The 23,391-nt window shown below is 65.7% G+C and carries 23 protein-coding genes; 10 read left to right on the top strand and 13 right to left on the bottom strand.

Annotated features, from left to right (window positions below; all coding sequences use genetic code 11):
- The first annotated feature begins 124 nt into the window (after positions 1-124).
- Together ACIQXM_RS06315 and pepN are read left to right on the top strand one after the other, a co-directional pair.
- On the top strand, positions 125-1,150 hold the full coding sequence (locus ACIQXM_RS06315; RefSeq protein WP_400929170.1) for a YeiH family protein: 1,026 nt from the start codon (positions 125-127) through the stop codon (positions 1,148-1,150).
- A gap of 34 nt (positions 1,151-1,184) precedes the next feature.
- On the top strand, positions 1,185-3,791 hold the full coding sequence (gene pepN, locus ACIQXM_RS06310; RefSeq protein WP_400929168.1) for an aminopeptidase N: 2,607 nt from the start codon (positions 1,185-1,187) through the stop codon (positions 3,789-3,791).
- Between the two features lie 95 nt (positions 3,792-3,886).
- Here the strand turns inward: pepN and ACIQXM_RS06305 are convergent, their stop codons facing one another.
- The 7 genes from ACIQXM_RS06305 to ACIQXM_RS06275 all read right to left on the bottom strand — a co-directional run bounded on the left by ACIQXM_RS06305 (position 3,887) and on the right by ACIQXM_RS06275 (position 9,389).
- Complete coding sequence (locus tag ACIQXM_RS06305; RefSeq protein ID WP_400929165.1) at positions 3,887-4,225, bottom strand: cupin domain-containing protein; 339 nt, start codon at positions 4,223-4,225, stop codon at positions 3,887-3,889.
- Positions 4,226-4,258: 33 nt separating this feature from the next.
- Positions 4,259-5,329, bottom strand: a complete 1,071-nt coding sequence (locus tag ACIQXM_RS06300) for a lipoyl protein ligase domain-containing protein (protein ID WP_400929163.1) — start codon at positions 5,327-5,329, stop codon at positions 4,259-4,261.
- A gap of 101 nt (positions 5,330-5,430) precedes the next feature.
- Complete coding sequence (locus ACIQXM_RS06295; protein ID WP_400929160.1) at positions 5,431-5,688, bottom strand: type B 50S ribosomal protein L31; 258 nt, start codon at positions 5,686-5,688, stop codon at positions 5,431-5,433.
- A gap of 154 nt (positions 5,689-5,842) precedes the next feature.
- The gene (locus ACIQXM_RS06290; protein WP_400929157.1) at positions 5,843-6,718 is read right to left on the bottom strand and encodes a hypothetical protein; all 876 of its coding nucleotides are present in this window, start codon (positions 6,716-6,718) and stop codon (positions 5,843-5,845) included.
- Between the two features lie 187 nt (positions 6,719-6,905).
- Entirely contained in the window at positions 6,906-7,718 is an 813-nt protein-coding gene (locus ACIQXM_RS06285; RefSeq protein WP_400929154.1) for a TrmH family RNA methyltransferase, read from the bottom strand.
- Entirely contained in the window at positions 7,719-8,576 is an 858-nt protein-coding gene (locus tag ACIQXM_RS06280; protein ID WP_400929151.1) for a sulfite exporter TauE/SafE family protein, read from the bottom strand.
- Between the two features lie 27 nt (positions 8,577-8,603).
- Positions 8,604-9,389 (bottom strand): ABC transporter ATP-binding protein, encoded by a 786-nt coding sequence (locus ACIQXM_RS06275; RefSeq protein ID WP_400929148.1) that lies wholly within the window; start codon positions 9,387-9,389, stop codon positions 8,604-8,606.
- A 74-nt stretch (positions 9,390-9,463) separates the two neighbouring features.
- Here ACIQXM_RS06275 and serB point away from each other — a divergent pair, with 74 nt between their 5' ends.
- Positions 9,464-10,429 (top strand): phosphoserine phosphatase SerB, encoded by a 966-nt coding sequence (gene serB / locus ACIQXM_RS06270; RefSeq protein WP_400929145.1) that lies wholly within the window; start codon positions 9,464-9,466, stop codon positions 10,427-10,429.
- Between the two features lie 16 nt (positions 10,430-10,445).
- On the opposite strand, the gene ACIQXM_RS06265 is transcribed toward serB, so the two are convergent.
- Positions 10,446-11,213 (bottom strand): SDR family oxidoreductase, encoded by a 768-nt coding sequence (locus ACIQXM_RS06265; protein ID WP_400929143.1) that lies wholly within the window; start codon positions 11,211-11,213, stop codon positions 10,446-10,448.
- 164 nt (positions 11,214-11,377) lie between these two features.
- Positions 11,378-12,106: a beta-ketoacyl-ACP reductase gene (locus ACIQXM_RS06260; protein WP_400929140.1), complete on the bottom strand. Its 729-nt coding sequence runs from the start codon at positions 12,104-12,106 to the stop codon at positions 11,378-11,380.
- Positions 12,107-12,218: 112 nt separating this feature from the next.
- Here ACIQXM_RS06260 and ACIQXM_RS06255 point away from each other — a divergent pair, with 112 nt between their 5' ends.
- The 3 genes from ACIQXM_RS06255 to ACIQXM_RS06245 are packed head-to-tail and all read left to right on the top strand — an operon-like array spanning position 12,219 to position 13,807.
- On the top strand, positions 12,219-12,635 hold the full coding sequence (locus ACIQXM_RS06255) for a DUF3099 domain-containing protein (RefSeq protein WP_400929137.1): 417 nt from the start codon (positions 12,219-12,221) through the stop codon (positions 12,633-12,635).
- Positions 12,632-12,934 carry a hypothetical protein gene (locus ACIQXM_RS06250; RefSeq protein WP_400929134.1) on the top strand — a complete coding sequence of 101 codons (303 nt, stop codon included), beginning with the start codon at positions 12,632-12,634 and terminating at the stop codon, positions 12,932-12,934. The genes ACIQXM_RS06255 and ACIQXM_RS06250 overlap by 4 nt, the downstream gene beginning before the upstream one ends.
- Positions 12,935-13,807: an SURF1 family protein gene (locus ACIQXM_RS06245; protein ID WP_400929131.1), complete on the top strand. Its 873-nt coding sequence runs from the start codon at positions 12,935-12,937 to the stop codon at positions 13,805-13,807.
- A 44-nt stretch (positions 13,808-13,851) separates the two neighbouring features.
- Here ACIQXM_RS06245 and ACIQXM_RS06240 read toward each other — a convergent pair whose 3' ends face one another.
- From ACIQXM_RS06240 to ACIQXM_RS06225, 4 genes are all read right to left on the bottom strand, one after another.
- Entirely contained in the window at positions 13,852-15,438 is a 1,587-nt protein-coding gene (locus ACIQXM_RS06240; RefSeq protein ID WP_400929128.1) for a hypothetical protein, read from the bottom strand.
- A 252-nt stretch (positions 15,439-15,690) separates the two neighbouring features.
- Entirely contained in the window at positions 15,691-16,398 is a 708-nt protein-coding gene (locus tag ACIQXM_RS06235; protein ID WP_400929539.1) for a YqjF family protein, read from the bottom strand.
- A gap of 131 nt (positions 16,399-16,529) precedes the next feature.
- Positions 16,530-17,699: an ATP-binding protein gene (locus ACIQXM_RS06230; RefSeq protein WP_400929125.1), complete on the bottom strand. Its 1,170-nt coding sequence runs from the start codon at positions 17,697-17,699 to the stop codon at positions 16,530-16,532.
- An 828-nt stretch (positions 17,700-18,527) separates the two neighbouring features.
- The gene (locus ACIQXM_RS06225) at positions 18,528-20,126 is read right to left on the bottom strand and encodes an ABC-F family ATP-binding cassette domain-containing protein (protein WP_400929122.1); all 1,599 of its coding nucleotides are present in this window, start codon (positions 20,124-20,126) and stop codon (positions 18,528-18,530) included.
- A gap of 230 nt (positions 20,127-20,356) precedes the next feature.
- Here ACIQXM_RS06225 and ACIQXM_RS06220 point away from each other — a divergent pair, with 230 nt between their 5' ends.
- Genes ACIQXM_RS06220 through ACIQXM_RS06205 form a run of 4 tightly spaced genes read left to right on the top strand, consistent with a single transcriptional unit; the run spans position 20,357 to position 23,366 of the window.
- The gene (locus ACIQXM_RS06220) at positions 20,357-20,977 is read left to right on the top strand and encodes a biotin transporter BioY (protein WP_400929119.1); all 621 of its coding nucleotides are present in this window, start codon (positions 20,357-20,359) and stop codon (positions 20,975-20,977) included.
- Complete coding sequence (locus ACIQXM_RS06215; RefSeq protein WP_400929117.1) at positions 20,977-21,753, top strand: energy-coupling factor ABC transporter ATP-binding protein; 777 nt, start codon at positions 20,977-20,979, stop codon at positions 21,751-21,753. Before ACIQXM_RS06220 ends, ACIQXM_RS06215 begins: the two co-directional genes overlap by 1 nt.
- Before the next feature lie 40 nt (positions 21,754-21,793).
- The gene (locus ACIQXM_RS06210; protein ID WP_400929114.1) at positions 21,794-22,456 is read left to right on the top strand and encodes an energy-coupling factor transporter transmembrane component T; all 663 of its coding nucleotides are present in this window, start codon (positions 21,794-21,796) and stop codon (positions 22,454-22,456) included.
- A gap of 7 nt (positions 22,457-22,463) precedes the next feature.
- Positions 22,464-23,366, top strand: a complete 903-nt coding sequence (locus tag ACIQXM_RS06205) for a neutral zinc metallopeptidase (RefSeq protein WP_400929110.1) — start codon at positions 22,464-22,466, stop codon at positions 23,364-23,366.
- Positions 23,367-23,391: the final 25 nt, after the last annotated feature.

Raw genomic sequence — 23,391 nt, 5'->3', positions numbered from 1 at the left:
CTCTAAAGACTAGGGGGTGTTCTTCACTGTAACAAAAGCCACATGCGCTGAAATCCCCCGGCTGCGGTACGCGGCTCCTGCGGCGGTGTTTGGCTGGCATCCTCTTCTGCGGCAGGGTGGGAAGGTGAACACCACCTCCTCTCCCGCACGCAGCACGTCAACTCCCGGGCTGCTGGTTGCCGCTGCGGCGGTCATCCCTGCCTACCTGCTGCATCTGGTCCTCCCCGGGCTGCCGGTACTGACCGCGGCTGTCATCCTGGGGCTCCTGGCGGCCAACCTGCCGGGGATCTCCTCAGCAGTATCAGGGCCGCTGAAGCCGGGACTGTCCCTGGCTGCCCGGAAACTGATGCGCCTGGGCATTGTCCTGCTGGGATTGAAGGTGTCACTGGTGGATATTGCCGGGCTGGGGTGGGGAGCCCTGCTGTTGATCGTGGCGCTGGTGGGAGCCGCCTTCGCCGGCACCTATGCCGTCTGCCGGGCCTTTCGCCTGCCCGGAGAGGAACCGCTGCTGATTGCCTCGGGGTTCTCCATCTGCGGAGTGTCGGCCATCGGAGCGATGGCGGCTGCCCGCCGGGTGCGGCAGGAAGACACAGTGGTGCCCATAGCGCTGGTAACGCTGTGCGGCACATTGGCCATAGGCGTACTCCCGCTGCTGGGCTCCCTGCTGAGCCTTCCCGGGGAAACCTTCGGCATATGGGCCGGAGCCTCGGTGCACGACGTTGGACAGGTGGTGGCTACAGCCCAGACCGCCGGCACGGCAGCGCTCGCGGCCGCCGTCGTCGTCAAGCTGGCGCGCGTGGTCCTGCTGGCACCCATGACCGCGGCAGCAGGAGTGATGGGACGCCGCCAGGCCGCGGCGGCCGGCGGCAACGGGGCGACGGGTAAGCGTCCGCCCCTGGTCCCCCTGTTTGTGGCCGGCTTCCTGGCCCTGATCCTGGTGCGGACCACCGGGGTTCTGCCGGCAGGCGTACTGGAGGCGGCAGCCCTGGTGCAGGAGATCCTGTTTGCTGCGGCCCTGTTTGCCCTGGGTGCTGCAGTGCGCTTCCGCGCCCTTTTTGCTTCGGGGGTCCGGGCGCTTTCAGCGGCCCTGGTGTCCTGGTTCCTGATCGGAGCCCTGGGGCTCGGCCTGGCCCTGCTGCTCGCCCCGTAGCCCGTGTCCCCGGCGAAAGTGATTCAATGAACATGTGTCGAACCAGAATCTGCGCCGTGATGAAGCCGCCGCCCGCTCCGCCCTCATATCCGTTGATGCCTATGATGTTGATCTTGACCTAAGCAGCGCCGAGGATCCCTCGGCCGCCGGTTTCCGCTCCCGCAGCACCATTGCCTTCACCTGCACTGAAGCCGGAGCGGAGACCTTCCTGGACTTCATCCACGGCGGCGTGGCCAAGGTGGTCCTGAACGGGCGCACCCTGCCCCTGGAAACCGCCGTCGATGGCTCCCGCATCCACCTGACGGGCCTGGACTACGTCAACGTGGTCACGGTGGACGGGACGGCCCTGTACAGCCGCAGCGGCGAGGGCATGCACCGGTTCACTGATCCGGCGGATTCCCGCACCTACCTCTACACGCAGTACGAACCGGCCGATGCCCGGCGGGTATTCGCCAACTTTGAGCAGCCGGACCTCAAGGCCGCCTTCACCTTCCATGTCACCGCACCCTCGGACTGGGAAGTTGCCTCCAACGGCGCGGAAACCAACCGGACAGCGCTCGACGGCGGCGTCAGCCGCTGGGACTTCGCCCCCACACAGCGCATCTCCACCTACATCACCACGGTGCTGGCCGGACCGTATTTCAAGGCCGAGGACGCCTGGTCCACCACCCTGCCGGACGGCACCGTCCTGGACATTCCCCTGGGCGCCTACTGCCGCTCCTCGCTCGCGGAGCATTTTGACCCGGAGAACATCTTCGGGATCACCAAACAGGGACTGGACTACTTTCACGAGCTGTTTGCCTACCCCTACCCGTTCGGCAAGTACGATCAGGCCTTTGTGCCCGAATACAACCTCGGTGCCATGGAGAACCCCGGCCTGGTGACCTTCACCGAGGCGTACGTGTTCCGTTCCAAGGCCACCGAGGCGCAGTACGAGGCGCGGGCCAACACCATCCTGCACGAGATGGCGCACATGTGGTTCGGCGACCTGGTGACCATGAAATGGTGGGATGACCTGTGGCTGAAGGAGTCCTTCGCGGATTACATGGGCGCCCTGGCCGTGGATCAGGCCACCGCTTTCACTCATTCCTGGGTCAGCTTCGCCAACCGGCGCAAGGCCTGGGCCTACACCCAGGACCAGCTGCCCACCACGCATCCGATCGTGGCGGACATTACCGATTTGGAAGCGGCCAAGCAGAATTTCGACGGCATCACCTACGCCAAGGGCGCCTCCGTGCTCAAGCAGCTGGTGGCGTACGTAGGCTTTGATGCCTTCATTGATGCGGCGCGGGGTTACTTCCGCGACCATGCCTACGGCAACACCACCCTTGCGGACCTGCTCAGCGCCCTCAGCGAGGCCTCGGGCCGGGACCTGGGCGCCTGGTCACGGCTGTGGCTGCAGACAGCAGGCGTTCCGACGCTGACCACCGAGGTGGAAACGGACGACGACGGCATCATCACCTCGGTCACGATCGTCCAGAACGCCCCTGACCCCGTCAGCGGGGAACAGGTTCCGCGTCCGCACCGGCTGCGGATCGGACTGTACAACCCGGACGCCGCGGGTGCGATGGTCCGCACCGGCAGCGTGGAAATCGACGTCGTCGGTCCCCGCACCGCGGTCCCGGAGCTCACCGGCACGAAGCGCCCTGCCGTGCTGCTGCTCAACGACGAGGACCTGACCTATGCCAAGATCCGCTTCGACTCTGATTCGCTGCAGGCGCTGATGCAGAACCTGGCCCGGATCCCCGATCCGCTGGCCCGGGCGGTGTGCTTCTCAGCGCTGTGGAACGGGGTCCGGGATGGAATGATCAGCGCCCGCGACTACATCCGGCTGATTGTGCACGCCGCCCCAACCGAGACAGGTGCCGGCGTACTGCAGGTCCTGCTGGATAACTCCCGCTTTGCCGTGGAGCGGTACACCCCCGCGGAGGACCGCGGCGACCTGCGCGAAGTCCTGTACTCACTGGTGGTTGACCAGCTTCAGCAGGCGGACCCCGGCAGCGACCGCCAGCTGATCTGGGCACGGAACGCCGCCGCTCTGGGCCGGCGCAGCACGTCCCATGTGGACCTGCTGCGCGGCCTGCTGCAGGGAACCGCCACCATTCCGGGCCTCACCGTGGACTCCGACCTGCGCTGGTCGCTCTGGCAGGCGCTGGCCGCCACGGGCAACGCCACCCGCAGTGAGCTGGAGGCCGAACTGGCGAAGGACTCCACGGCCTCGGGACGGGTGGGCTTCACTACGGCCACGGCTGCGTTCCCCGATCCGGCCGTCAAGGCCGCTGCCTGGCAGGACGCGGTGCACTCGGATGAGCTGTCCAACCAGCTGCTCTCCGCAACCATTGAGGGCCTCACGATCGGCAGCACCGACTTGCTGTCCGTCTTCCAGGCCGACTACTTTGCGTCCCTGACCCTGGTCTGGAGCTCACGAAGCATTGGACAGGCCAGCCGGGTGGTGACAGGCCTCTTCCCCGGTGCACAGGACCTGCCCGAACACATGGTTGCCGCGGACCATCCGGTCCTGGTGGCCAGCATGGACTGGCTCGAAGCCAATCCGCAGGCCCCCGCCGCCCTGCGCCGGATCATCCTGGAGCAGCAGGACCAGCTGCTGCGTTCCCTGCGGGTGCAGGCTGCGGGCAGGTAGGTTCTGAAAACGGGACCGGGAGTTCCCGGGGCATCATGCCCCGGGAACTCCCGGTCCCGTGCCCTTTGACCCGCCGGGCCCCTAACCTATGAGCCTCAGGGGTGGTTCAGTTTCGCTACCGTGAGCAGGACCGCTGAATCTTCCACGGCCTCCACGGAGTGCCGCGCCTGCGGCACGATCAGCAGGTCCCCCGCGGAACCTTCCCACGTGTGCTCCTCCGCTGCCAGCCGGACCCGGCCCTTGAGGACATAGACGGTGGCTTCGCCCGGATTCTCATGCTCATCCATAATGAATCCGGCATTCAGGGCTATCACCGTCTGCCGGAGAACGTGCTCGTGTCCGCCGTAGACCGTCTGGGCGCTGCGGCCGCTGGAGGCTTCACCGGCGATCTGCAGCTGGGACCGCACCAATGCGGTCAGAGACTTTTTTTCCATGCTCGGCAGTCTAGGGCAGGAAGACGCAGATCCCTAGGGAACCCGGTTCAGCCATTCAGCGGTGCCGAACTTGTCCGCCACCTTCGCCTCCGCCAGGGCCAGTTCCTCATCCGTAAGTCCGGTCTCCGCAGCACCGTAACGCGCCGCAAAGGTCTCCATCATGGTCCGGATGATCTCTTCGCGCGTAAGGCCGGTCTGGCGGCGCAGCGGATCCACCCGCTTCTTGGCGCTGGTGGTGCCCTTGTCCGAAAGCTTCTCCTTGCCGATGCGCAGGACTTCAAGCATCTTGTCGGCGTCAATGTCATAGGACATCGTCACGTGGTGCAGCATGCCGCCGTTGCTGAAGCGCTTCTGGGCCGCTCCGCCGATTTTGCCCTGATCCGTCGCGATGTCGTTGAGCGGCTGGTACCAGGCCTTAATGCCCAGTTTTTCCAGCGATTCCATCACCCAGGCGTCAAGGAAGGGATAGGACTCCGCGAAGCTCAGGCCGTCCACCAGGGACTGCGGAACATAGATCGAGTACGTGATGGCGTTGCCGTGCTCCATGAACATGGCTCCGCCGCCGCTGATGCGCCGGACCACCGTCACCCCGTGCTTCTGCGCGCCCTGCGGGTCCACTTCGTTGCGCAGCGACTGGAAACTGCCGATCACCACTGACGGTGTTTCCCATTCCCAGAACCGGAGGGTGGGGTTGCGTTTGCCGGCACCGACTTCTTCAGCCAGCACTTCATCCATAGCCACGTGCATGGCCGTTGAGAGGGGTGTGGGGCCAATGATCTCCCACTTGTGATCCCTCCAGCCGGTCGCCTTGGCCAGCGCCCGGCGGACGGCGGTGGCTATGGCCTCCGGCGAGAATCCGAAAAGAACGGCATCGGAGGGCAGGTTGGCCCGCACGGCCGCGGCGATGTCCGCTCCCGCCGTCTCTGCCGGGAGTCCTTCCAGAGCTGCGTTGATGTCAGCAAGGGCATCATCGGGCTCCAGGAAGAAGTCGCCGCTGAGCGAGACATCCGCCAGTTTCCCGTCGCGGACGTCCAGGTCCACCACTACAAGTTTTCCGCCGACCACCTTGAACTCTCCGTGCAGGCGGCTACCGTCCTGTTGCATGCTGCTCCTTCAACTTCATTCTGCGCATATAAAAAGGCCCGCTCGGAAAATACCGGGCGGGCCTTCTTAGTCTAGAACCTGCAATGTTCGTTACAAACGAATTACTTCTTGGAACCGAAGCCCTTGAAGCGGGCGTTGAAGCGCTCGACACGGCCGGCGGAGTCCATGATGCGCTGCTTGCCCGTGTAGAACGGGTGCGACGCGGAGGAGATTTCCACCTCGATGAGGGGGTAGGTGTTGCCGTCTTCCCACTCAATCGTCTTGGCGGACGTCGCCGTGGAGTTGGTCAGGAACGAGGTGTCGGACGCGAGATCGCGGAAGACAACCGGGCCGTACTTCGGGTGGATATCAGACTTCAATGTATTACCTTCTTTTGGTGCCTGGATTTTGCCAGGCACTGGTGGTTGAAAGCTTGGATTGTCCCCGTTCTGCGCAGCGAAGCGCATCTGCGGGGATCAGCAATTCAGCATACCGCAAACCGGGCGGCAGGTTAAAGCCGGGACAGCGGAAGCGTCAGGATCCCCAGCCGGTGTTGTCAGCGGTGATGCTGGACGTGATTCCGCGGGTCTGTGCGGAAAGCTCAAACCGGACCGGCCGGTAGAAATCGTCCAGCCACAGGGTGACTGAGGTGGGCATCATGTCCCCCGCTTCGGCGTCCGCCGGCCGGTGGCCGCTGATCTTGGTCCGGGCCGCCCCGTCCAGGACTGCGCCGTAGTCCACGGTCAGCGAGTCTGATTCCTGCAGCAGTTCCGCCACGCGGTCCGGATTGGCGGTCAGCTCCGCGGCCCGGGACAGTACTGCGGCATACACCTCTTCCGGTGTTCCGGACGTATTGGCGCTCACCCTGCCGCCGCCCGTGTCCACGCTGCCGCCGCCTGCTCCGGCCGTAATCTTCAGCCCGAGGCCGCTGTCCTCAAGGCGGAGGGAGAACTCGGGAGCGGTGGTGAATTGCATCGTATGGGTTCCCGGCGGAATCCAGCTCGACGCCGTGGTCAGCGTTTGTGTTGCCCCGCTGCCGGCGATCATGGCCGCACGCAGGCAATCCCCGGCTTCGGCTGCCGGAAAAGACGCAGTATCCCGGCGCAGCAGGAACTGGCAGGCGTCCTGGACCGGCTGGGGCATGCCCTCCTGGTTCCCGGTGACGCCAACCTTCAGCGGCTCGGGTGTGGGCGTGGGGGTCGGTGCCGGCAAGGGAGCCGGAAGTGCAGGGGCGGAAGTCCGGCGCACCGGCACAGAAGGTGCCGGCGCCGGCGACACGGAAGCCATCTGCCGCGCGGCACTCTGCTCCGCTGTGGGCCCGCAGGCAGCCAGGGCCAGGCCGAGCGGGACGACGCAAAGCACGGTGGCCAGCAGCCGGCGGAGCGGCCCGCGGCGTCCGCCGGCGGTCATTGTCCCGGACCGGGGCGCCCCTGCGGGCGCGCCGGAAACGCGAGGAGGACACCGGAGCTGGGGCGCCCGGCGTGGAGCAGTGTTCATGTGGACCCCGGATGGAAGTGCGGCGAGTAATCAGTGCGGTAAGTCTTGCACTAAAGGTGCCTGAGGGTAAGCGAACCTCCTGGTTGCCGGCCCCCGGGGATCAGCTTGCCTGCGGACGGCACTCCCAGAAGGCGACGGCGCTGGCGGCAGCAACATTCAGGGAATCCACTCCGCCGCTCATGGGGATCCGGACCGTCAGGTCCACGGCGGAGAGCGTTCCCGCGGCAAGGCCGTCCCCTTCGGTGCCCAGGACCAGGGCAAGCCGCTCGTCCGCGCGGGCACTGAGCTCGTCCAGGGTCAGCGAATCCTCGGCCAGCGCCAGTGCGGCAGTAACGAAGCCAGCATCCCGGAGGGTCTGCAGCTGCTGCGGCCATTCTTCCAGCCGCACCCAGGGCACCTGGAAAACCGTACCCATGCTGACCCTGATGGCACGCCGATACAACGGATCGGCGCAGCGCGGGCTCACGAGGACCGCGTCCACCCCGAGAGCGGCAGCGGAGCGGAAGATAGCCCCGATGTTGGTGTGGTCCACGATATCCTCGAGCACTGCCACCCGGCGTGCGGAAGCCAGCAGGGTGTTCAGTTCCAGGGGCGCGGGCCGTTCCATGGCCGCCAGGGCCCCGCGGTGCAGGTGGAATCCGGTGATTTCCTCCAAAATGGCGGCCGTTCCTACGTAGGCGGGCACTTCCGGATACCGGTCCAGCACGTCTTGGAGGTCGTCAATCCATTTTTCTGCCAGGAAAAAGGAGCGTGGGCGGTGCCCCGCATCAAGGGCCCGGCGAAGGACCTTGGAAGACTCGGCAATATACATGCCTTCGATCGGCTCCCGGCGGCGGCGGAGGGCGGTGTCTGTCAGTGAGGTGTAGTCGGCAACGCGCGGATCCGCGGCAGACTCAAGCGAGTAAAGGGTCACTTAGAACACCATATTCCACAGTGCCACCAGTCCCAGCAGCACAATGACGGTGCGCAGGACCACCGGCGGGAGCCGGCGGCCGACGGCGGCTCCCACGAATCCGCCGATCAGGGAACCTGCCGCAATGAGCCCGACCACCGGCCAGATGATCCGGTCGAAGGCGAAAACGAGGTAGGAAACGGCGGCAACAATATTAACTCCCAGCACCAGGATGTTTTTCATGGCGTTGGCGTTGTGGATGGTGCCCCGCAGGAACACTCCCAGAATGCCCACCAGCAGGATTCCCTGTGCTGCCACAAAGTATCCGCCGTAAACACCGGCGAGGTAGATCAGGATGACCAGAATCACACGCTGGCGCCGGGGCAGCTTGGTACCGGCAAGGTCGACGGCCGTGGCCTGTGCTCCCGCAACGCGCGCCCCCGTAACGTGCGCAGCCGCGTCAGCCGCCGGGGCGTCAGCCGCCGCGGCATCAGCACGGCTCCGGACCCAGGCCTGCAGTTTTGGCTGGAAAATGACAAACAGCAGCGCCACGACAATCAGATAGGGCGCCACGGCACCGAAGACGCTCTCCGGCAGGTGCAGCAAGAGCGCAGCGCCTGTGACGCCGCCCAGCACGGAAGCGGGCAGAAGCATCAGCAGAGTGGACTTCAGCCCCGCGAGTTCCCGGCGGTAGCCCCAGGAGCCGGCAACGTTACCCGCGATAAGTCCCATGGCGTTGGAAATGGTGGCTGCCACCGGCGCGAACCCCAGGGCAACCAGCACCGGAAACGTGACAAGTGTTCCGGACCCGACCACTGCATTGATCGTCCCCGCCCACAGGCCTGCAACAAAGACAATGACGTCCTGAACGAGGTCCACTTGAAACGTAAGGTCCGGGCCGGGCGGTTAGCGGCGGGCGGTGGCGGACCAGCGGCCGTCGTTGTGCTGCACACTCAGCGGCAGGTCAAAAGCCGTGCTGAGGTTTTCTTCGGTAAAGACATCTGCCACGGGGCCGGAAGCCACCACTCCGCCCTCGCGCAGCAGCAGGGCGTGGGTGAAGCCCGGAGGAACCTCTTCAAGATGGTGGGTAACCAGAACCATGGCGGGGGCTTCTTCGTCCCGGGCCAGCTCCGACAGGCGGGCCACCAGGTCCTCGCGGCCGGCAAGGTCCAGGCCTGCGGCCGGCTCGTCCAGGAGCAGCAGCTCCGGGTCCGTCATCAGGGCACGGGCAATCTGCACGCGCTTGCGTTCGCCCTCGCTCAGGGAGGAGAACGTGCGGTTCATGAAAGTGGACATGCCCCAGTCGTGCAGCAGGCGGAAGGCGCGGCGCTCGTCGAGCTTCTCGTACTTTTCCCGCCACCGGCCCGTCATGCCGTAGGAGGCGGTGAGCACCACGTTCAGGACGGTTTCATGTTCCGGGATCTGGTTGGCCAGGGCTGCGGAGGCCAGGCCGATCCGCGGGCGAAGCTCAAAGACGTCTACCGTTCCGAGGACTTCCTCGAGGATTCCGGCAACGCCGCGGGTGGGGTGCATGCGGCCGCCCGCGATCTGCAGCAGAGTGGTCTTACCGGCTCCGTTGGGGCCCATGATGACCCAGCGCTCCCCCTCCTTGACCTGCCAGTCAACTGCGTCCAACAGGGTCTTGCCGCCGCGAACGACACTTACGGCAGCAAATTCAAGAACATCACTCATAGCACTAGACATTAGGCTAAAGAAAGGGCCGATGGCTAAACGCGGCCCGCTCCGCCTCCAGAAACGGATACGCAATGCCCGATTCGAAACGCCCCCAAGATCATGCCCGATTCAAGGACATTGCCTCGTCGCTGTCCTCCGGCAGGCCGGACTGCGCAGTGGTCAGCTACGGGCGGGAACTTCCGGACGCCTATCTCGCCGCCGTTCAGCAGGCAGTGGGTGCCGCGGGCGGGCGAATCACAGAACTCGAGAACGCCGAGGGAGACGGCTACACCGTCACCAAGCTGATGGTGGAGTACGACGGCGGGATCCAGGCACTGCGCCTGGCCGTCACCGAAGCCGCCGCTGCCCTGGGCGACGCAGCGGAGGGAGCCGCCACCGCCGTCGTTCCCGCAACGCTCCTGGAACCGGCGCGGAAACTGCTGGTGATGGACGTGGACTCCACCCTGATCAAGCAGGAAGTCATTGAACTGCTGGCCGCCCACGCCGGACGGGAAGCGGAGGTGGCAGCAGTCACCGAGGCAGCCATGCGCGGCGAGCTCGACTTCACGCAAAGCCTGCACCAGCGGGTCAAGGCGCTGGCGGGGCTGCCGGAATCGGTCATCGGGGAAGTGGGCAGCCGCATCGAGCTCTCGGACGGCGCCGAATCCCTGGTGAAGGAATTCCTGTCCGCCGGCCACGCGGTGGCCGTGGTGTCAGGCGGATTCAGCCAGGTCCTTGATCCCCTGGCTGCCCGGCTGCAGCTGACCCATGCCAAGGCGAACCTGCTGGGCATCAGGGACGGCGTGCTGACCGGCACGGTGGAGGGCCCCGTGGTGGACCGCGCCGTCAAGGCCCAATCCCTGCGCGAGTGGGCCGCCGGGCTCGGCATCGCCGAGCAGCACACCATTGCCGTGGGCGACGGCGCCAATGATCTGGACATGCTGGCGGCGGCCGCACTGGGCGTGGCGTTCAACGCCAAACCGGCAGTGCAGGCCGCCGCGGATGCTGTGCTGAACCTGCCGCGCTTGGACGTGGTGCAGCACTTTGTGAAGCTGTAGGCCCCGGTCCCGGGCCCTAGTTCTGGGCGGGCAGCTGGCCGGCAGCGCCCAGGTAGTCCGCTCCGCCCACATATTCCGTGTGGCCGGAGGGGACATCCGCCGTTGCCATCCGGGCCACCTCAGCGCCGAATTCCTGCACCGAGTACAGCTTTCCGGCTTCAACGCGGCGTGCCTCGATGGCACCGGGGTTGGCACGGTCCAGGAGCGTGGCCGTAACAGTTCCCTCGATCATGTCGCCGGAGACCACCACCAGGGTGATGCCCTTTTCCTCGAGCTGCGGAAGCAGATCCCGGAGCGCATCTTCGCCGGCACGCTTGCTGCGGGCCACCGGCTCGTATTCAGGCATGGTGGGAACGCTGGCGATGAAGTGCGCCTGGTGGCTCGTGACAAAAACCACACGGGATCCCGCCGGCATCACTTCCAGGGCCGCAGTGAGCATGTTGACCTGCGCATCGCGGTTCAGCTTCAGCGCGTAGTCCTCCTCGACGCCGGTCTCCATGCCGCCGGAGGCGTTGAGGACCAGTACGTCCAGGCCGCCGAAGTTCTCCACTGCGGCGGAAACCAGTGCTGCGGGACCCTCCGGAGAGGTCAGGTCCGCACCCACGGCGACGGCCCGGCCGCCGTCGTTCTCAATGCCGGTGACCACCTTGTTGGCGCGCGGCGCCTTCTGCCGGTAGTTGACCACCACGCCGGCTCCTTCGGCGGCCAGGTACTTGGCCACTTCGGCGCCGATGCCGCGCGATGATCCGGTAACAATGGCGGCTTTGCCGTCCAGCAGGCCCATGGGTGCTCCTTTGTGAGGGTGTTTGTGGAAAAGGTCCAAACTTCTATGCAACTTCCCCCATCCTGCCAGCCCCGGGCGTCGCATGAGGTGGTGGAAACCTCCAACGATTCCCCCGGGGATCTTGGCGCGGGGAATGCCCGTGCGGCACGGCGGGAGGGCTGCGGCTAGTGGCCCATGCCCAGTCCGCCGTCAACGGGGATGACCGCGCCGGAGATGTAGGCAGCCTCGGGTCCGGAGATCCAGCGCACCACCGCGGCAACTTCTTCAGGCTCGGCAAAGCGGTTGGCCGGAATGGAGGAGAGATAGCTCTTCTGCGTGTCTTCGGGCAGTTCCTTGGTCATGTCCGTATTGATGAATCCCGGCGCCACCACATTTGCGGTGATGTTCCGGGATCCCAGTTCGCGGGTCAGCGACCGGGCAATTCCGATGAGCCCGGACTTGGATGCTGCGTAGTTGATCTGGCCGGGAGAGCCGTACAGGCCCACTACGGAAGAGATCAGGACAACCCGTCCGCGGCGCAGCTTGATCATGCCCTTGGAAGCCCGCTTGATGACCCGGAAAGCTCCGGTGAGATTGGTGTCAACGACGTCGGTGAAGTCATCCTCGCTCATCCGCAGCAGCAGGGTGTCGCGGGTAATCCCGGCGTTGGCCACCAGCACCTCCACCGGCCCGTGCTCAGCTTCCACCTCGGTAAACGCGGCATCCACGGAAGCCATGTCGGTGACGTCGGCCTTCACACCGAGCATGCCCTCAGGCACCTCCCCGCTGCGGTAGGTGATGGCGACCTTGTCGCCGTTTGCGACGAACGCCTGGGCGATGGCCAGGCCGATTCCACGGTTTCCGCCGGTAACCAGGACGCTGCGGCCGGTGGACGGCTGGAGGTTGTTCTGCACAAATTTTCCTTCGCTGGGAGTGGGGGTGAACGGATTCGATCCTAGCCGGGCACAATCCGACTTCACCATCACAGCTTCCGGTGCGACAATGGAGACTCTGTTTGGGAGAGTGATGAACAAGGAATCCAGCCGCGGTGTCCCGATCCCCCGGATCACCGACGCCCGCACGGCGCACACCGATGAGATGCGCGCACGCATGATTAAGTATTCGGTGTCCATGGGCATCCGCATTGTCTGCCTCGGCCTGCTGTTCGTTGTGCACGGATGGCTGCTCTGGGTGGTGATTGCCGGCGCCGTCGTCCTTCCGTACTTCGCCGTGATCATTGCCAACGCCGGTTCCGATACCCGGAACATGACGGCCTCGGAATCCATGATCGACTCCCTTCCGGCCCCCGCCATCGAGGCGCCCCGGCCGCCGGAGCCGGGCGGAAGCCGCGAGTCCCCGGAAACTGCACTGCTGCACGGTGAGATCATTGATGACGATCCCGCCGACGACGGCCACGACGATAAGGCACCACCTCACGCATGAATCTTCTTGACCAACTGGCCCGGACCACCGGCGCTCCCCGGCCCGGCGCGGAACCGGCCGGCCCGCATTCCGGCGAACCGGCCGTATGCTCCCGCAAGGGCTGCCGGCTGCCCGCTTCCTGGCAGCTGCTGTGGAACAACCCGCGTATCCACACCCCGGAGCGCCGCAAAATCTGGCTTGCGTGTGATGAGCACCGCACCTGGCTGCAGGATTACCTGGAAACCCGGGACCTCTGGAAGCAGACGCTCCCCCTCGCAGGTCCTCCGGCCGCTGCGGATACCGAAAGCGGGACTGCCTAGATGTACCGGTTCCTCCTTTCCGGCCGCTGGCTGGGCTGGTTTGCCCTGGTCTGCCTGCTCTCCGTGGTCTGTTGTTCCCTGGGCATGTGGCAGATGGACCGCAGGAATGCGGTCCGCGACGACATTGGCAATGTTGTTAGCAATTACGACGCCGCACCGGTGCCCTTCGAGGAAGCGGCCGGCCTTTTCGAGGATTACGATCCCGGGAAGGAATGGCTGCCGGTTTCGATGACGGGCGTCTACGACACTGATAACCAGCGCATTGTCCGCAACCGGCCCCTCAGCGGGCGTGCCGGATACGAGGTTGTGGTGCCGCTGAAACTCTCCGATGGAACCGCCGTGGTGATCAACCGGGGCTGGCTGCCGATCGGCAATGACGAGGCCGGCAAGCCCGATGGCGTTCCCGCAGCACCGGCCGGCGAGGTTAATGTCGTCGCGCGGATCAAGCCTGCTGAACCCGAAGTGCGGCGCGGAGCCCCGGAGGGCCAGCTGGCCTCCATCGACCTGGCCCAGTACCAGGATGAGGTGGGGTACGAGCTGGAGCAGGCCGCCTACGGCCTCATGGCCAGCGAGGACCCCCGCCCCGCGGTGGTCCCGGAAGCGGCTCCCAAGCCGTCAGTGGACGAAGGACCCCACCTGTCCTACGCCATGCAGTGGTTCGCCTTTGGCCTCATGCTGTTTGTGGGTTTGGGTTACGCCGCACGTCAGGAGGCGCTGAACCTTCGCTACGGCGACGAGGACGACTGGGAAGACGACGAGGACGAAATGATCTCCGCCTATCCTGGCCCGAGCCGTCCCCGCCGCCCGCGCAAGCAGCGCGGCAGCACCCAGGAGGACGAAGAGGACGCACTGCTGGACGCCCAGGGCTACTAGCTTCAAGCCCCGGGGAGGCGGTGCACCGCCTCCCCCCCCTGACGTTACTGGTAGGAGATAAACCAGGGCTTGGGATCGACCTGCGTGAAGGTTTGCTCCGGAGTCAGCATGGGAGTGTCTTCGTCATAGAAGTTTTTCCATCCGGGCCAGATTTCCGGCTGCAGTCCGTTGCGCATAACGCTCCACGTTTCCTGCTTCTGCCCCGGCGTTCCGTGCCCGTCCGCATGCAGGCTTACGGCCAGCTCACTGTGGCTGACGTTGAGCTGGTCCCGGTTGCGGATCATGGACAGATTGAACTGGTGCAGCATGAAGACCTTCTGCGGCAGGACGCTGTCCCGCGTCAGGCCGGCAAGCCACTCTGACACCTCGTTGACCTCCGCAGCGTCCACCGAACCGATTTGTTCCAGGTGGCGCTGTCCCGGTGCGAGCCGCCACTCCGAGTCCAGGGCCAGCCCCACGTGCGGGTACTTCAGCAGCTGCTCATAGCGGACCGCCTGGTCCAGGAACGTGCTCAGCCCCGGCTGCAGGTCCAGCACCACATAGACGCCGGCTTCCCGGGCAGCCTCAATCCAGGGGATCAGGTCCTCCGGGGCTGTTTCCTCGGAATAGTCACCGTCGGCACCGGGGCCCGCACTGGCAACAGTGGTGATGATCTCCAAGGCAGGAACCACCGGTTCCGTGCTGTAGGGCTGATACTGCTCCGCTGTTTCCTTGGCCAGCTGGATGGACTCGGCCATGCCCTGTTCGCCGAGGACGCCGAGGCTTCCCCCGCTGGGATGCCCGTACAGTGCCACCATGCGACGGCCCGGGAAGACCGTCTGCCCGCCGCCGGGCAGCTCCGGAGCGTTCAGGGCAACCCCTGCCTGTGCCTGGAAGTTCCCATCCCCGCCAAAAGCGTTTCCGGCGGCATAAATCCCGCCTGCGCGATGACTGCGCAGAATCCGGATCACGTCTGACTCAGCCCGGGGATCCGCGGTCTCCACCATCTTCACTTCGGCGCCGGCGGCCCGTGCCGTAGCAACCACAGCGGCCGACGCCGGATCCTCGGTCGCCAGCAGGACGGCGTCGGTCCGATCCTCGTCCGCCTGAAATTCAGGGAGCCGGTCCGCGCCGGACGGTGTGTCCGCCTGTGACGTTTTCGCGTCCGAGGCTGCCTCGCCTGCTGCCGCGGCTTCCGTGTTCGCCGCGGTGATGTCCGGAACCGGAACTGACAGCGTGGTGCCGCGTTCCATGGCGGCGATCTGTGCGATCAGGGGGCCGGCTGCGGCGGGCGAGGTGGCCAAATTCAGCACAGACTGGAAACCGTCGGCGTCGGCTGGGCCTGCCACCTGCGCCCGCTCCCCCACTGATGCCGACCAATCTCCCGCAGGCGCACCGTAAACCACCACGGATTGTGCACCCAGCCGGTCCAGCTCGTCCGAGACGCGCTGCTCCGTGCCGGAGTCGAGCACAAGCAGCGGGATGCCCAGTCCTGCGGCTGCCGCTGCGGCCTGGCCGGCAGCGGCTGAGATCCCGTCCGGTGCCGCCAGCACCACCGCGGCGGGGCTGGACGCGAAGAAGGCACTGCTGGCAGCCAGCGACGCTGGGCCCGCTCCCCCGTCAAAAACATCGGTGACACCACCGGCCTCCACCAGACTGACGGACGGAACGTTGGGTGCGTCCGATTCCTGAGGACTTGACGGTTCCGAGCAGCCCGTGAGGATCAGTCCCAGCGACAGGGCGCCGACTGCCAGGCAGCGTGAAAGCGGAGAGGTAGATACGGAAGAAATAACTGTCGCGTCCTTAGAGATGTGGGCCGTTGCGGGGCGGGGAGCCCCGAAGCGGGCCGGCGGGGAAGCCGGTTCGCTCCAAGCGGTCCAGCCTACCGAGACAGCGGGCCCCTATCAAAAGAGGATGTGGGGGCGGCCAAACACCGAACGTACCCCGGGTGAAAAGTGAACAGTTTCCGGCGGCCCGCTGACAGGCACTCCGGCCGCTGCAAGCAGTCCGTCATCCAGTGAGGCGAGCCTGGCCGGATAAAGCGCCCAGGGACAGTGGGAAACCGGGATGAAGACTGTCCGGCCGGCCACCCGGGCATGGGCGCCAAAACGGGCAGTAAGCTCCTGGGACAACCCGTCCTCGGCCTGCCGGCCGAAATCCGGTTCCACTGTGAAAGCTGACTGCCCCTGCCCGCGGAAGCGTTCGACGTCGTACCCGTACACGGCGGCCCCGCCGACTTTGGTCCCGCCGACTTTGGTCCCTCCGGCTCCGGGCCCGCTGACGAGGGGACGGCAGCGGGACCAAATGTAGGGCACTCCCACGCTGCGGGCAGCCAGCACGGCAGGCAGGCGGGATGCGTCCAGCGAGAGGAAAAAGACACCGCGTGAACCGTCCGCACCGCGGGTGTACAGGCGAACGTTGACCTCGGTGAAGTCCCCCAGCCAGGGAAGGCGCACACGGCCGCCTATTTTTGTCCCGTGGAGGCGGAATCCGATGAGGCCCACCCAGGTGGAACCCCCCAGCACATCGGGTTCAACATGCGGCGGAAGGAAACGCCGTACGGCGGATTCCGGGACACGCCAGTGAAGGAAGACGGCGTCCGACCAAAACATTGTCGCCAGCACCGGAAGCGGGACCTTGGGTCCGGCAGGCCAGGGGTCGGGGTGGCACCGGGACGAAACCATGCCCATAAGGTACCGAAAGCACGTTCCTGAGTCACCGGTGGCCGGCGCCGCCAGCGTACCTAGGCAGTGACCCTGCGCACGTAGTCCGCCATCCCGGGCACGGTAAAGGACACTTGTCCCAGTTCCGGGGCATAGATGATGCCCTTGCGGATCAGGGAACCACGGGTCATGGTCATGGACGTCATCTTCTTGCCGGCCCGGGCAGCCAGCGTTGCTGTGCTTGATCCCCCGGGGCCGTCGATCGCCATGAGCCGCAGGAACTCCCGCTCCGCCTTGGTGGCCCGGCGCCATCTCAGTGGAAAGAATCCCTGGTCCAGCTGTGCCCGCCCAATTTCGACGGCGATCCGGGCGTCATCAGCCGTGATCCGCTTCTCCGGGGCCGATTCCCAGGCAGCGGAGCCGTACTCCTGCAGGAAGTACGGATAACCGCCGGCAGCGTTCAACAGCAGGTCCAGGGCCTCAGGGTCATAGGAGACGCCCTGCTCCAGGGCAGGGGCAACCAGGGCGGAGGCTGAGTCCTCGCGGTCCAGGGCGCCCACGCTCCGGTAGGTGAACAGTCCTTCGGCATACCGCTGGGAGGCGGTCAGGGCGGCCGGGAGGTTCGGCAGTCCCGCGGCCACGAGATAGAAGGGCCAGTCCCGCTGCCCGGCCTGGTGCTGGGCACCCAGCAGTGCAGCGAGCAGCCCCGCATCCAGATTCTGGAGTTCATCCACCACAAAGATCAGCGCCGAACCGCGTTCAGCCAGGGCGACGGCGGTGTCCTCCACTGTTTCTTCAAGGTCCACGGCGAAGGCACCGGAGTCGCCGCGGCCGTGCCGCTCCCCCACCCCCACATCAATTCCGCTGACCTGCAGGCCAGAGGCAAACGAGGCGATGGTTCCCAGGGCCCCAGCCAGGGCAGGAGTGTTGCCACGGGAGTTGGCCTTGCGGCCGGCCTGCAGCAGCCCGCGGGCCAGTTTGGCCCGAACGGCCTTGGGTCCGCCGTCGGCATCCCTGCCCTCCAAAGAGACCACCAGGAAACCGGCATTCTCCGCCCGCCGCCGGAAGTCATTGAGCAGCACGGTCTTTCCCACTCCATGCAACCCGTGCAGCACTATCCCCCGGTCCGTGCGTCCAGCGGCTGCCCGCGAAATCAAAAGGTCAAAATCATTTGTCAGGGCTGTTCTGCCGGCCAGCTCGAAAGGGCTGCGTCCGGCACCTGGTGAGTAGGGATTAGTCGCATTGTGCATGACACCAATCCTAACGCTATATCCGAAATATTTTATATTGTATTATATGATTTTATAAACTTTCCGGGCCGCTCACCCGCCCAACACCCATCTGCAGTCCTCGACCTGCCCTGAATCTCGCCCGACGTGAAGCAGCGGCGCATCGACACTGGCAGAACGGCAACGGCACAGCGGAACCCTGGCGAGGTGGGTGCCCGTGGGCGGGAGCAACCCGCACCGAAGCCGAGGGCGGTCACCTGGAGCAGTCTCGAGCTGCAATTTCGGGAGCTCCCATCCCCAACACCACGTACTGAGCGCAACCCCGCTCCCCCATCACTCTCGAGCCACATTCACCCCGGGCCCGCTCCACCAATTGAACAGAGAAGCTCCCCCGCTCGGAGCTGTTTTGGCCGCAGCTGAAGGTGCGGGTTGGATGTCCTGAGGAACGGTTTTTCTATGGGGCGTATATAAGAAAAACTGGATACGTATAGATACTGTTGGATAGAAAAAGGGGAGCGGACTTCATCGCTTGAGAGGTCTGTTGCCGGGTCGAAATATGGAAATTGCGCCGCGGGAATCTGCTCACCGGGGAGGCCATTGAGCGCGGCCATAGGGTTGCGAGACCAGGGAACAGCGGCTCCATCCGTCCTTCCGGCACCGCTTAGGCAGCGCTGCCTAAGCGCCCCCACTCCCCCTGCCTGAGTTCCTGCCGGAGACCTGCGGCAGGAACAAAGCGGAGAAGGTCCTGATGCGCGGCACGCATCAGGACCTTCTCCGTCACATCGTCTGTGCAGTGTCCGCTTCCGCTGGAGTATCCGTCTCCACTGCGGTCCCGGACACCGGGCAGCCCTAGGCCAGGGTGACCAGGTCCAGGTAGCCCTCGTTCCAGTGGTCTTCGTCGCCGTCGGGCAGCAGGACAACCCGCTCCGGATTCAGGGCCGCTACGGCACCTTCATCGTGGCTGACCATCACCACTGCGCCCTCGTAGCTGCTCAGGGCACCCAGGATCTCCGCACGGGAGGCGGGGTCCAGGTTGTTGGTGGGCTCATCGAGGAGCAGAACGTTCGCGGAGGACGCCACGATGGTGGCCAGAGCCAGGCGGGTCTTCTCACCGCCGGAGAGGACGCCGGCCTTCTTCTCGACGTCGTCACCGCTGAACATAAAGGAACCCAGGACGCTGCGGACCTCGGCATCGTCCATGTCAGGAGCGGAGGAACGCATGTTTTCCAGGACGGTCCGGTCCGTGTCCAGGGTTTCGTGCTCCTGGGCGTAGTAGCCCACCTTCAGGCCGTGGCCGGGGATGATCTTGCCGGTGTCCGGGGTGTCCACGCCCGCCAGCATCCGCAGCAGGGTGGTTTTGCCGGCACCGTTCAAGCCCAGGATGACCACCTTGGAGCCGCGGTCGATGGCAAGGTCCACGTCCGTGAAGATTTCCAGCGAGCCGTAGCTCTTGCTGAGGCCCTCGGCCATCATGGGAGTCTTGCCGCAGGGAGCCGGGGTGGGAAAGCGCAGGGCGGCGACGCGGTCGGTGGCGCGGACTGCGTCGAGGCCGCCAAGGAGGCGGTCCACGCGCTTGAGCATGCTCTGCGCCGCGGAGGCACCCGAAGCACGGGCCTTCATCTTGTTGGCCTGGGCCAGCAGTACGCCGGCCTTCTTTTCGGTGTTGGCACGCTCGCGCTTGCGGGCGCGCTCATCCGTCTCACGCTGGACCTTATAGCGCTTCCAGTCCATGTTGTAGATATCGATGGTGGCGCGGTTGGCGTCCAGGGAGAAGACCTTGTTGACGGTGGCTTCGAGCAGCTCGGTGTCGTGGCTGATCACAATCAGGCCGCCGGTGTGGTTTTTGAGGAATTCGCGCAGCCAGGCGATCGAGTCGGCGTCGAGGTGGTTGGTGGGCTCATCGAGGAGCATGGTTTCTGCATCTGAGTACAGGATCCGGGCCAGCTCCACACGGCGGCGCTGGCCACCGGAAAGAGTGCTCAGGGGCTGGTTCAACAGGCGGTCCGGCAGAGCCAGGTTCGCGGTGATGGTTGCGGCTTCGGATTCTGCTGCGTAACCGCCGGCGGCAAGGAATTCTGCCTCCAGGCGGTCATAGCGGTTCATGGCCTTCTGCGAGATCTTCGGATCCTCGCTGGCCATCTCGTCCTGGCACTTCTTCAGCTGCGCAGAAACCTTATCCAGGCCGCGCGCGGAGAGAATCCGGTCCCGTCCCAGCTGTTCCATGTCCGGTGTCCGGGGATCCTGCGGCAGGTAACCGATCTCTCCGACGCGCTTCACGTGTCCGGCGGCAGGCAGGGCCTCCCCTGCCAGGACCTTTGTGAGGGTGGTCTTGCCCGCGCCATTGCGGCCTACCAGCCCAATTTTGTCGCCTTTGTCAACACGGAATGAAACCGCTTCCATGAGCAATCGTGCGCCGGCACGGAGCTCGAGATTAGATACGGAAATCACTCAGTGGACCTTTCGAGGGGGTTGGGGATGATGCTTGAACTGCGATGGCAGCCTTTCAAGTCTACCGTTGATCGAGGATTTGTAGAAAACCTCCAAAGGAATTACGGACGGGCGCCACTAGTGTCAACAGGGATGGCTGCCGAATCCCGGGCCGCGATGAAGGGTATCGCTTCCCGGAGGGGAGTGGCGGAACCGCCCGTACTTGTGGAAATCCTACGAAATGAGACCCGATGAACACTTCGCCCGCTTCCGCTGCGGCTCCCGCCGTCCGGCGGAGCCCCTTCCGCGGCCGCTGGACGGCCGCGGATCTTTCCCTGATTGCCGTCTTTGCAGCACTGGTGGCTTCCTTCTCACTGCTCCCTGGAGTGCCGCTGGGATCAGGGGTTCCCATAACACTCCAGACGCTGGCGGTCATGCTGGCCGGCATCATCCTGGGACCAACCCGCGGGGCAGCAGCAGTCGCGCTCTTCCTGGCGGCCGGGCTGGCGGGGCTGCCGGTCTTCAGCGGCTTCACCGGCGGCCTCGGCGTGCTCGCCGCTCCGTCGGCCGGGTACCTTCTCGCCTTTGTTCCCGCCGCGTTTACTGTTGGCCTGCTGTCCCGGCTGGCTCTTCGCCGCAGCCGCCGGGCGCGCTTTGCCCTCCTATTCGCCTCCGCCATGGCGGCAAGCTTCATCTTTGTGCACCCGATGGGCATCGCCGGGCTGATGCTCAATGCCAAGCTCGACTTCTCCTCAGCCCTGGCAGCCGACATTGCTTTTTGGCCCGGAGACGTCCTGAAAAACCTGCTCGCATCGGCCGTGGGCGTGAGCGTCTTCACGGCTTTCCCCCGCCTCGCTGGCACAGGCCGGTAATGGTGCACATCCGCCTGCAGGATGTTTCAGTGCTGCGCTCCCCCGAAGCGGCACCTCCGCCCGGCGACACAGCCACCTTCCGGGACAGCACCTCGGAACCGATCCTGCACCCCCTGACCCTGACCCTGGAAGAGCCGCGGATCGCCGTGGTGGGGGCCAACGGGTCCGGCAAATCAACCCTGTTGAAACTGCTCAACGGTCTGTTGGCACCGGATACCGGGACAGTAACCGTTGACGGCCTGGACACGGTGCGCCACGGCAGCCGCGTCCGGCGCCGGGTGGGCTTCGTCTTCACCGACCCCCTCTCCCAGCTGGTCATGCCCACCGGGCGCGACGACGTCGAACTCTCCCTGCGCTCCACCATCCGCAGCCGGCCCGAACGGCGGGCAGCGGCCGAGGCCCGGCTGGGCGCCATGGGGCTGCTGCACCTTGCCGACCGCAGCATCTACGACCTGTCCGGCGGTGAGCGGCAGCTGATGGCCCTGGCCTCAGTGCTGGCCGTTGACCCGGATGTCCTCGTAGCCGATGAACCAAGCACCCTGCTGGACCTGCGCAACACTGCGGCACTCCGGCGGACCTTCGCCGATTTGCCGCAGCAGATCATTTACACCACCCATGACCTGGACTTCGCCGCCGACGCCTCGCGCATCCTCGTGGTGGACGGCGGCCGCATCGTGTTCGACGGCGCCCCCGACGCTGCGCTCGGCGCTTACCGCGCACTGGCGCTGGGGTTCGACAGCGGTCCGGTTCCCCGGTCACCAGGGAACCGCGCGTGAGCAACCGGTCCTTGGGCAACCGGCCCGTGAGGAGGCGGCGATGAGGGGATCCGCACATCTGCTCGGCGCCTACCGGCCGGGGCACTCCCCTGTCCACAGGGCGCCGCTGGGACTGAAGGCTGCCGCCGTCGTCGTGCTGTCCGTGGCGGCCCTGGCACTGCGCACCCTGCCCGTGCTGGGCGGATGCCTGGTCCTGGTGCTGCTTGCGTACGCCGCGGCGCGCCTGCTCCCTGAATCATGGCGGCCCCTGAAGTTCATGTGGCCCGTTCTGCTGCTGCTGGGGGCTTTCCAGGTCTGGTCCAACGGGCCGGCCGCGGCGGTGCTCGTGATCGGCAACATTGTGGTCTGCGTTGCCGCAGCCCGGCTTCTCACGCTCACCACGCCGGTGCAGGAGCTGTTGGACGGACTGGTGTCCCTGGCGGTGCCGTTCCGGTTCCTTGGGGCGGATCCGGAACGGTTTGGCTTAACCCTGGCCCTGATGATGCGCAGCATCCCGTTCCTGCTCGGCTCGGCCCAGGATGTGCGGCACTCGGCCATGGCGCGGGGCCTGGAACGAAACCCCCGGGCACTAACCGTTCCCGTGGTGATCCGGGCCGTCGCCTACGCCCAGCAAACCGGCGAGGCCCTGGCAGCGCGCGGCATCGGGGAGGCCTCGGGCGGGGCGGAACCGCCCGAACAGAAGCACCCTGACCGTCAGAGATAATTGGGGCATGAGTTTTAACGAAAATGCACGCCTGGATTCCTCCCGCGTCAGTGACCGGCGGGGTAAAGGCAAAGGTATTGCCGTAGGCGGCGGACTCGGCGGCGGACTGATTCTCATCCTGTCGCTGATCTTCGGATCGGACGTGGTGGACGGTCTGGGCCTGAGCGACGGCCCGAACCCGGCCGGAACCGGATCGGGCTATACGGAGAGCATCTCCGGATGCCTGGACGGGGCTGATGCGAATGAACGCCTGGACTGCCGGATTGTCGGGACCGCCGAAAGCCTGGACAGCTTCTGGGAGCCGGCGCTGGCCGCAGAGGGCCTGACCTATACGGAGCCCGGCGTTGCGCTCTTCAGCGGACGCACCGACACCGGCTGCGGAGCGGCCACCAGCGCAGTGGGGCCCTTTTACTGCCCCGCGGATGAGCAGACATATTACGACACTGCGTTCTTCGACGAACTGGTGGCCAGGTACGGCGCCTCCGGCGGACCGCTGGCCCAGGAATACGTGGTGGCCCATGAATTCGGCCACCACATCCAGAATCTCACCGGCGTACTCGGTGCCTCGGCCTCCGATCCGCGCGGATCCGATTCCGCTGCGGTCCGCACCGAACTCCAGGCTGACTGCTATGCCGGGCTCTGGGCGGGAAATGCCGCCTCCGTCCCCGCCCCCGGCAGCACCGAACCCTTCCTGGCGGAGCTGACGGCGGCCGATGTGAAGGATGCCCTGTCCGCAGCGTCCGCAATTGGTGACGACCGGATTCAGTCCATGTCCACCGGCCAGGTCAATCCGGAAAGCTGGACCCACGGCTCCGGGGACCAGCGGCAGGCCTGGTTCATGCAGGGTTACAACGGCGGCAGTATCAGCGGCTGCGATACGTTCAGTTCTTCGGACCTGAACAACCCCTAAGCGCGGAAAGCGTTCGGACCGGCGA

Source organism: Arthrobacter sp. NPDC097144, assembly GCF_044762205.1.
In the GTDB taxonomy this organism is placed as follows: Bacteria; Actinomycetota; Actinomycetes; order Actinomycetales; family Micrococcaceae; genus Arthrobacter_B.
Note: the sequence above shows the minus strand (reverse complement) of the source record. Positions and strands in the feature narration are given on the sequence as shown.

Bases quoted from the DNA above. Each gene is read 5' to 3' on its own strand.
- ACIQXM_RS06305 (WP_400929165.1), bottom strand. From the start codon at position 4,225: ATGGAAAAAAAGTCTCTGACCGCATTGGTGCGGTCCCAGCTGCAGATC.
- ACIQXM_RS06300 (WP_400929163.1), bottom strand. From the start codon at position 5,329: ATGCAACAGGACGGTAGCCGCCTGCACGGAGAGTTCAAGGTGGTCGGC.
- ACIQXM_RS06290 (WP_400929157.1), bottom strand. From the start codon at position 6,718: ATGACCGCCGGCGGACGCCGCGGGCCGCTCCGCCGGCTGCTGGCCACC.
- ACIQXM_RS06275 (WP_400929148.1), bottom strand. From the start codon at position 9,389: ATGAGTGATGTTCTTGAATTTGCTGCCGTAAGTGTCGTTCGCGGCGGC.
- serB (WP_400929145.1), top strand. From the start codon at position 9,464: ATGCCCGATTCGAAACGCCCCCAAGATCATGCCCGATTCAAGGACATT.
- ACIQXM_RS06265 (WP_400929143.1), bottom strand. From the start codon at position 11,213: ATGGGCCTGCTGGACGGCAAAGCCGCCATTGTTACCGGATCATCGCGC.
- ACIQXM_RS06255 (WP_400929137.1), top strand. From the start codon at position 12,219: ATGAACAAGGAATCCAGCCGCGGTGTCCCGATCCCCCGGATCACCGAC.
- ACIQXM_RS06250 (WP_400929134.1), top strand. From the start codon at position 12,632: ATGAATCTTCTTGACCAACTGGCCCGGACCACCGGCGCTCCCCGGCCC.
- ACIQXM_RS06245 (WP_400929131.1), top strand. From the start codon at position 12,935: ATGTACCGGTTCCTCCTTTCCGGCCGCTGGCTGGGCTGGTTTGCCCTG.
- ACIQXM_RS06235 (WP_400929539.1), bottom strand. From the start codon at position 16,398: ATGTTTTGGTCGGACGCCGTCTTCCTTCACTGGCGTGTCCCGGAATCC.
- ACIQXM_RS06230 (WP_400929125.1), bottom strand. From the start codon at position 17,699: ATGCACAATGCGACTAATCCCTACTCACCAGGTGCCGGACGCAGCCCT.
- ACIQXM_RS06220 (WP_400929119.1), top strand. From the start codon at position 20,357: ATGAACACTTCGCCCGCTTCCGCTGCGGCTCCCGCCGTCCGGCGGAGC.
- ACIQXM_RS06215 (WP_400929117.1), top strand. From the start codon at position 20,977: ATGGTGCACATCCGCCTGCAGGATGTTTCAGTGCTGCGCTCCCCCGAA.
- ACIQXM_RS06210 (WP_400929114.1), top strand. From the start codon at position 21,794: ATGAGGGGATCCGCACATCTGCTCGGCGCCTACCGGCCGGGGCACTCC.
- ACIQXM_RS06205 (WP_400929110.1), top strand. From the start codon at position 22,464: ATGAGTTTTAACGAAAATGCACGCCTGGATTCCTCCCGCGTCAGTGAC.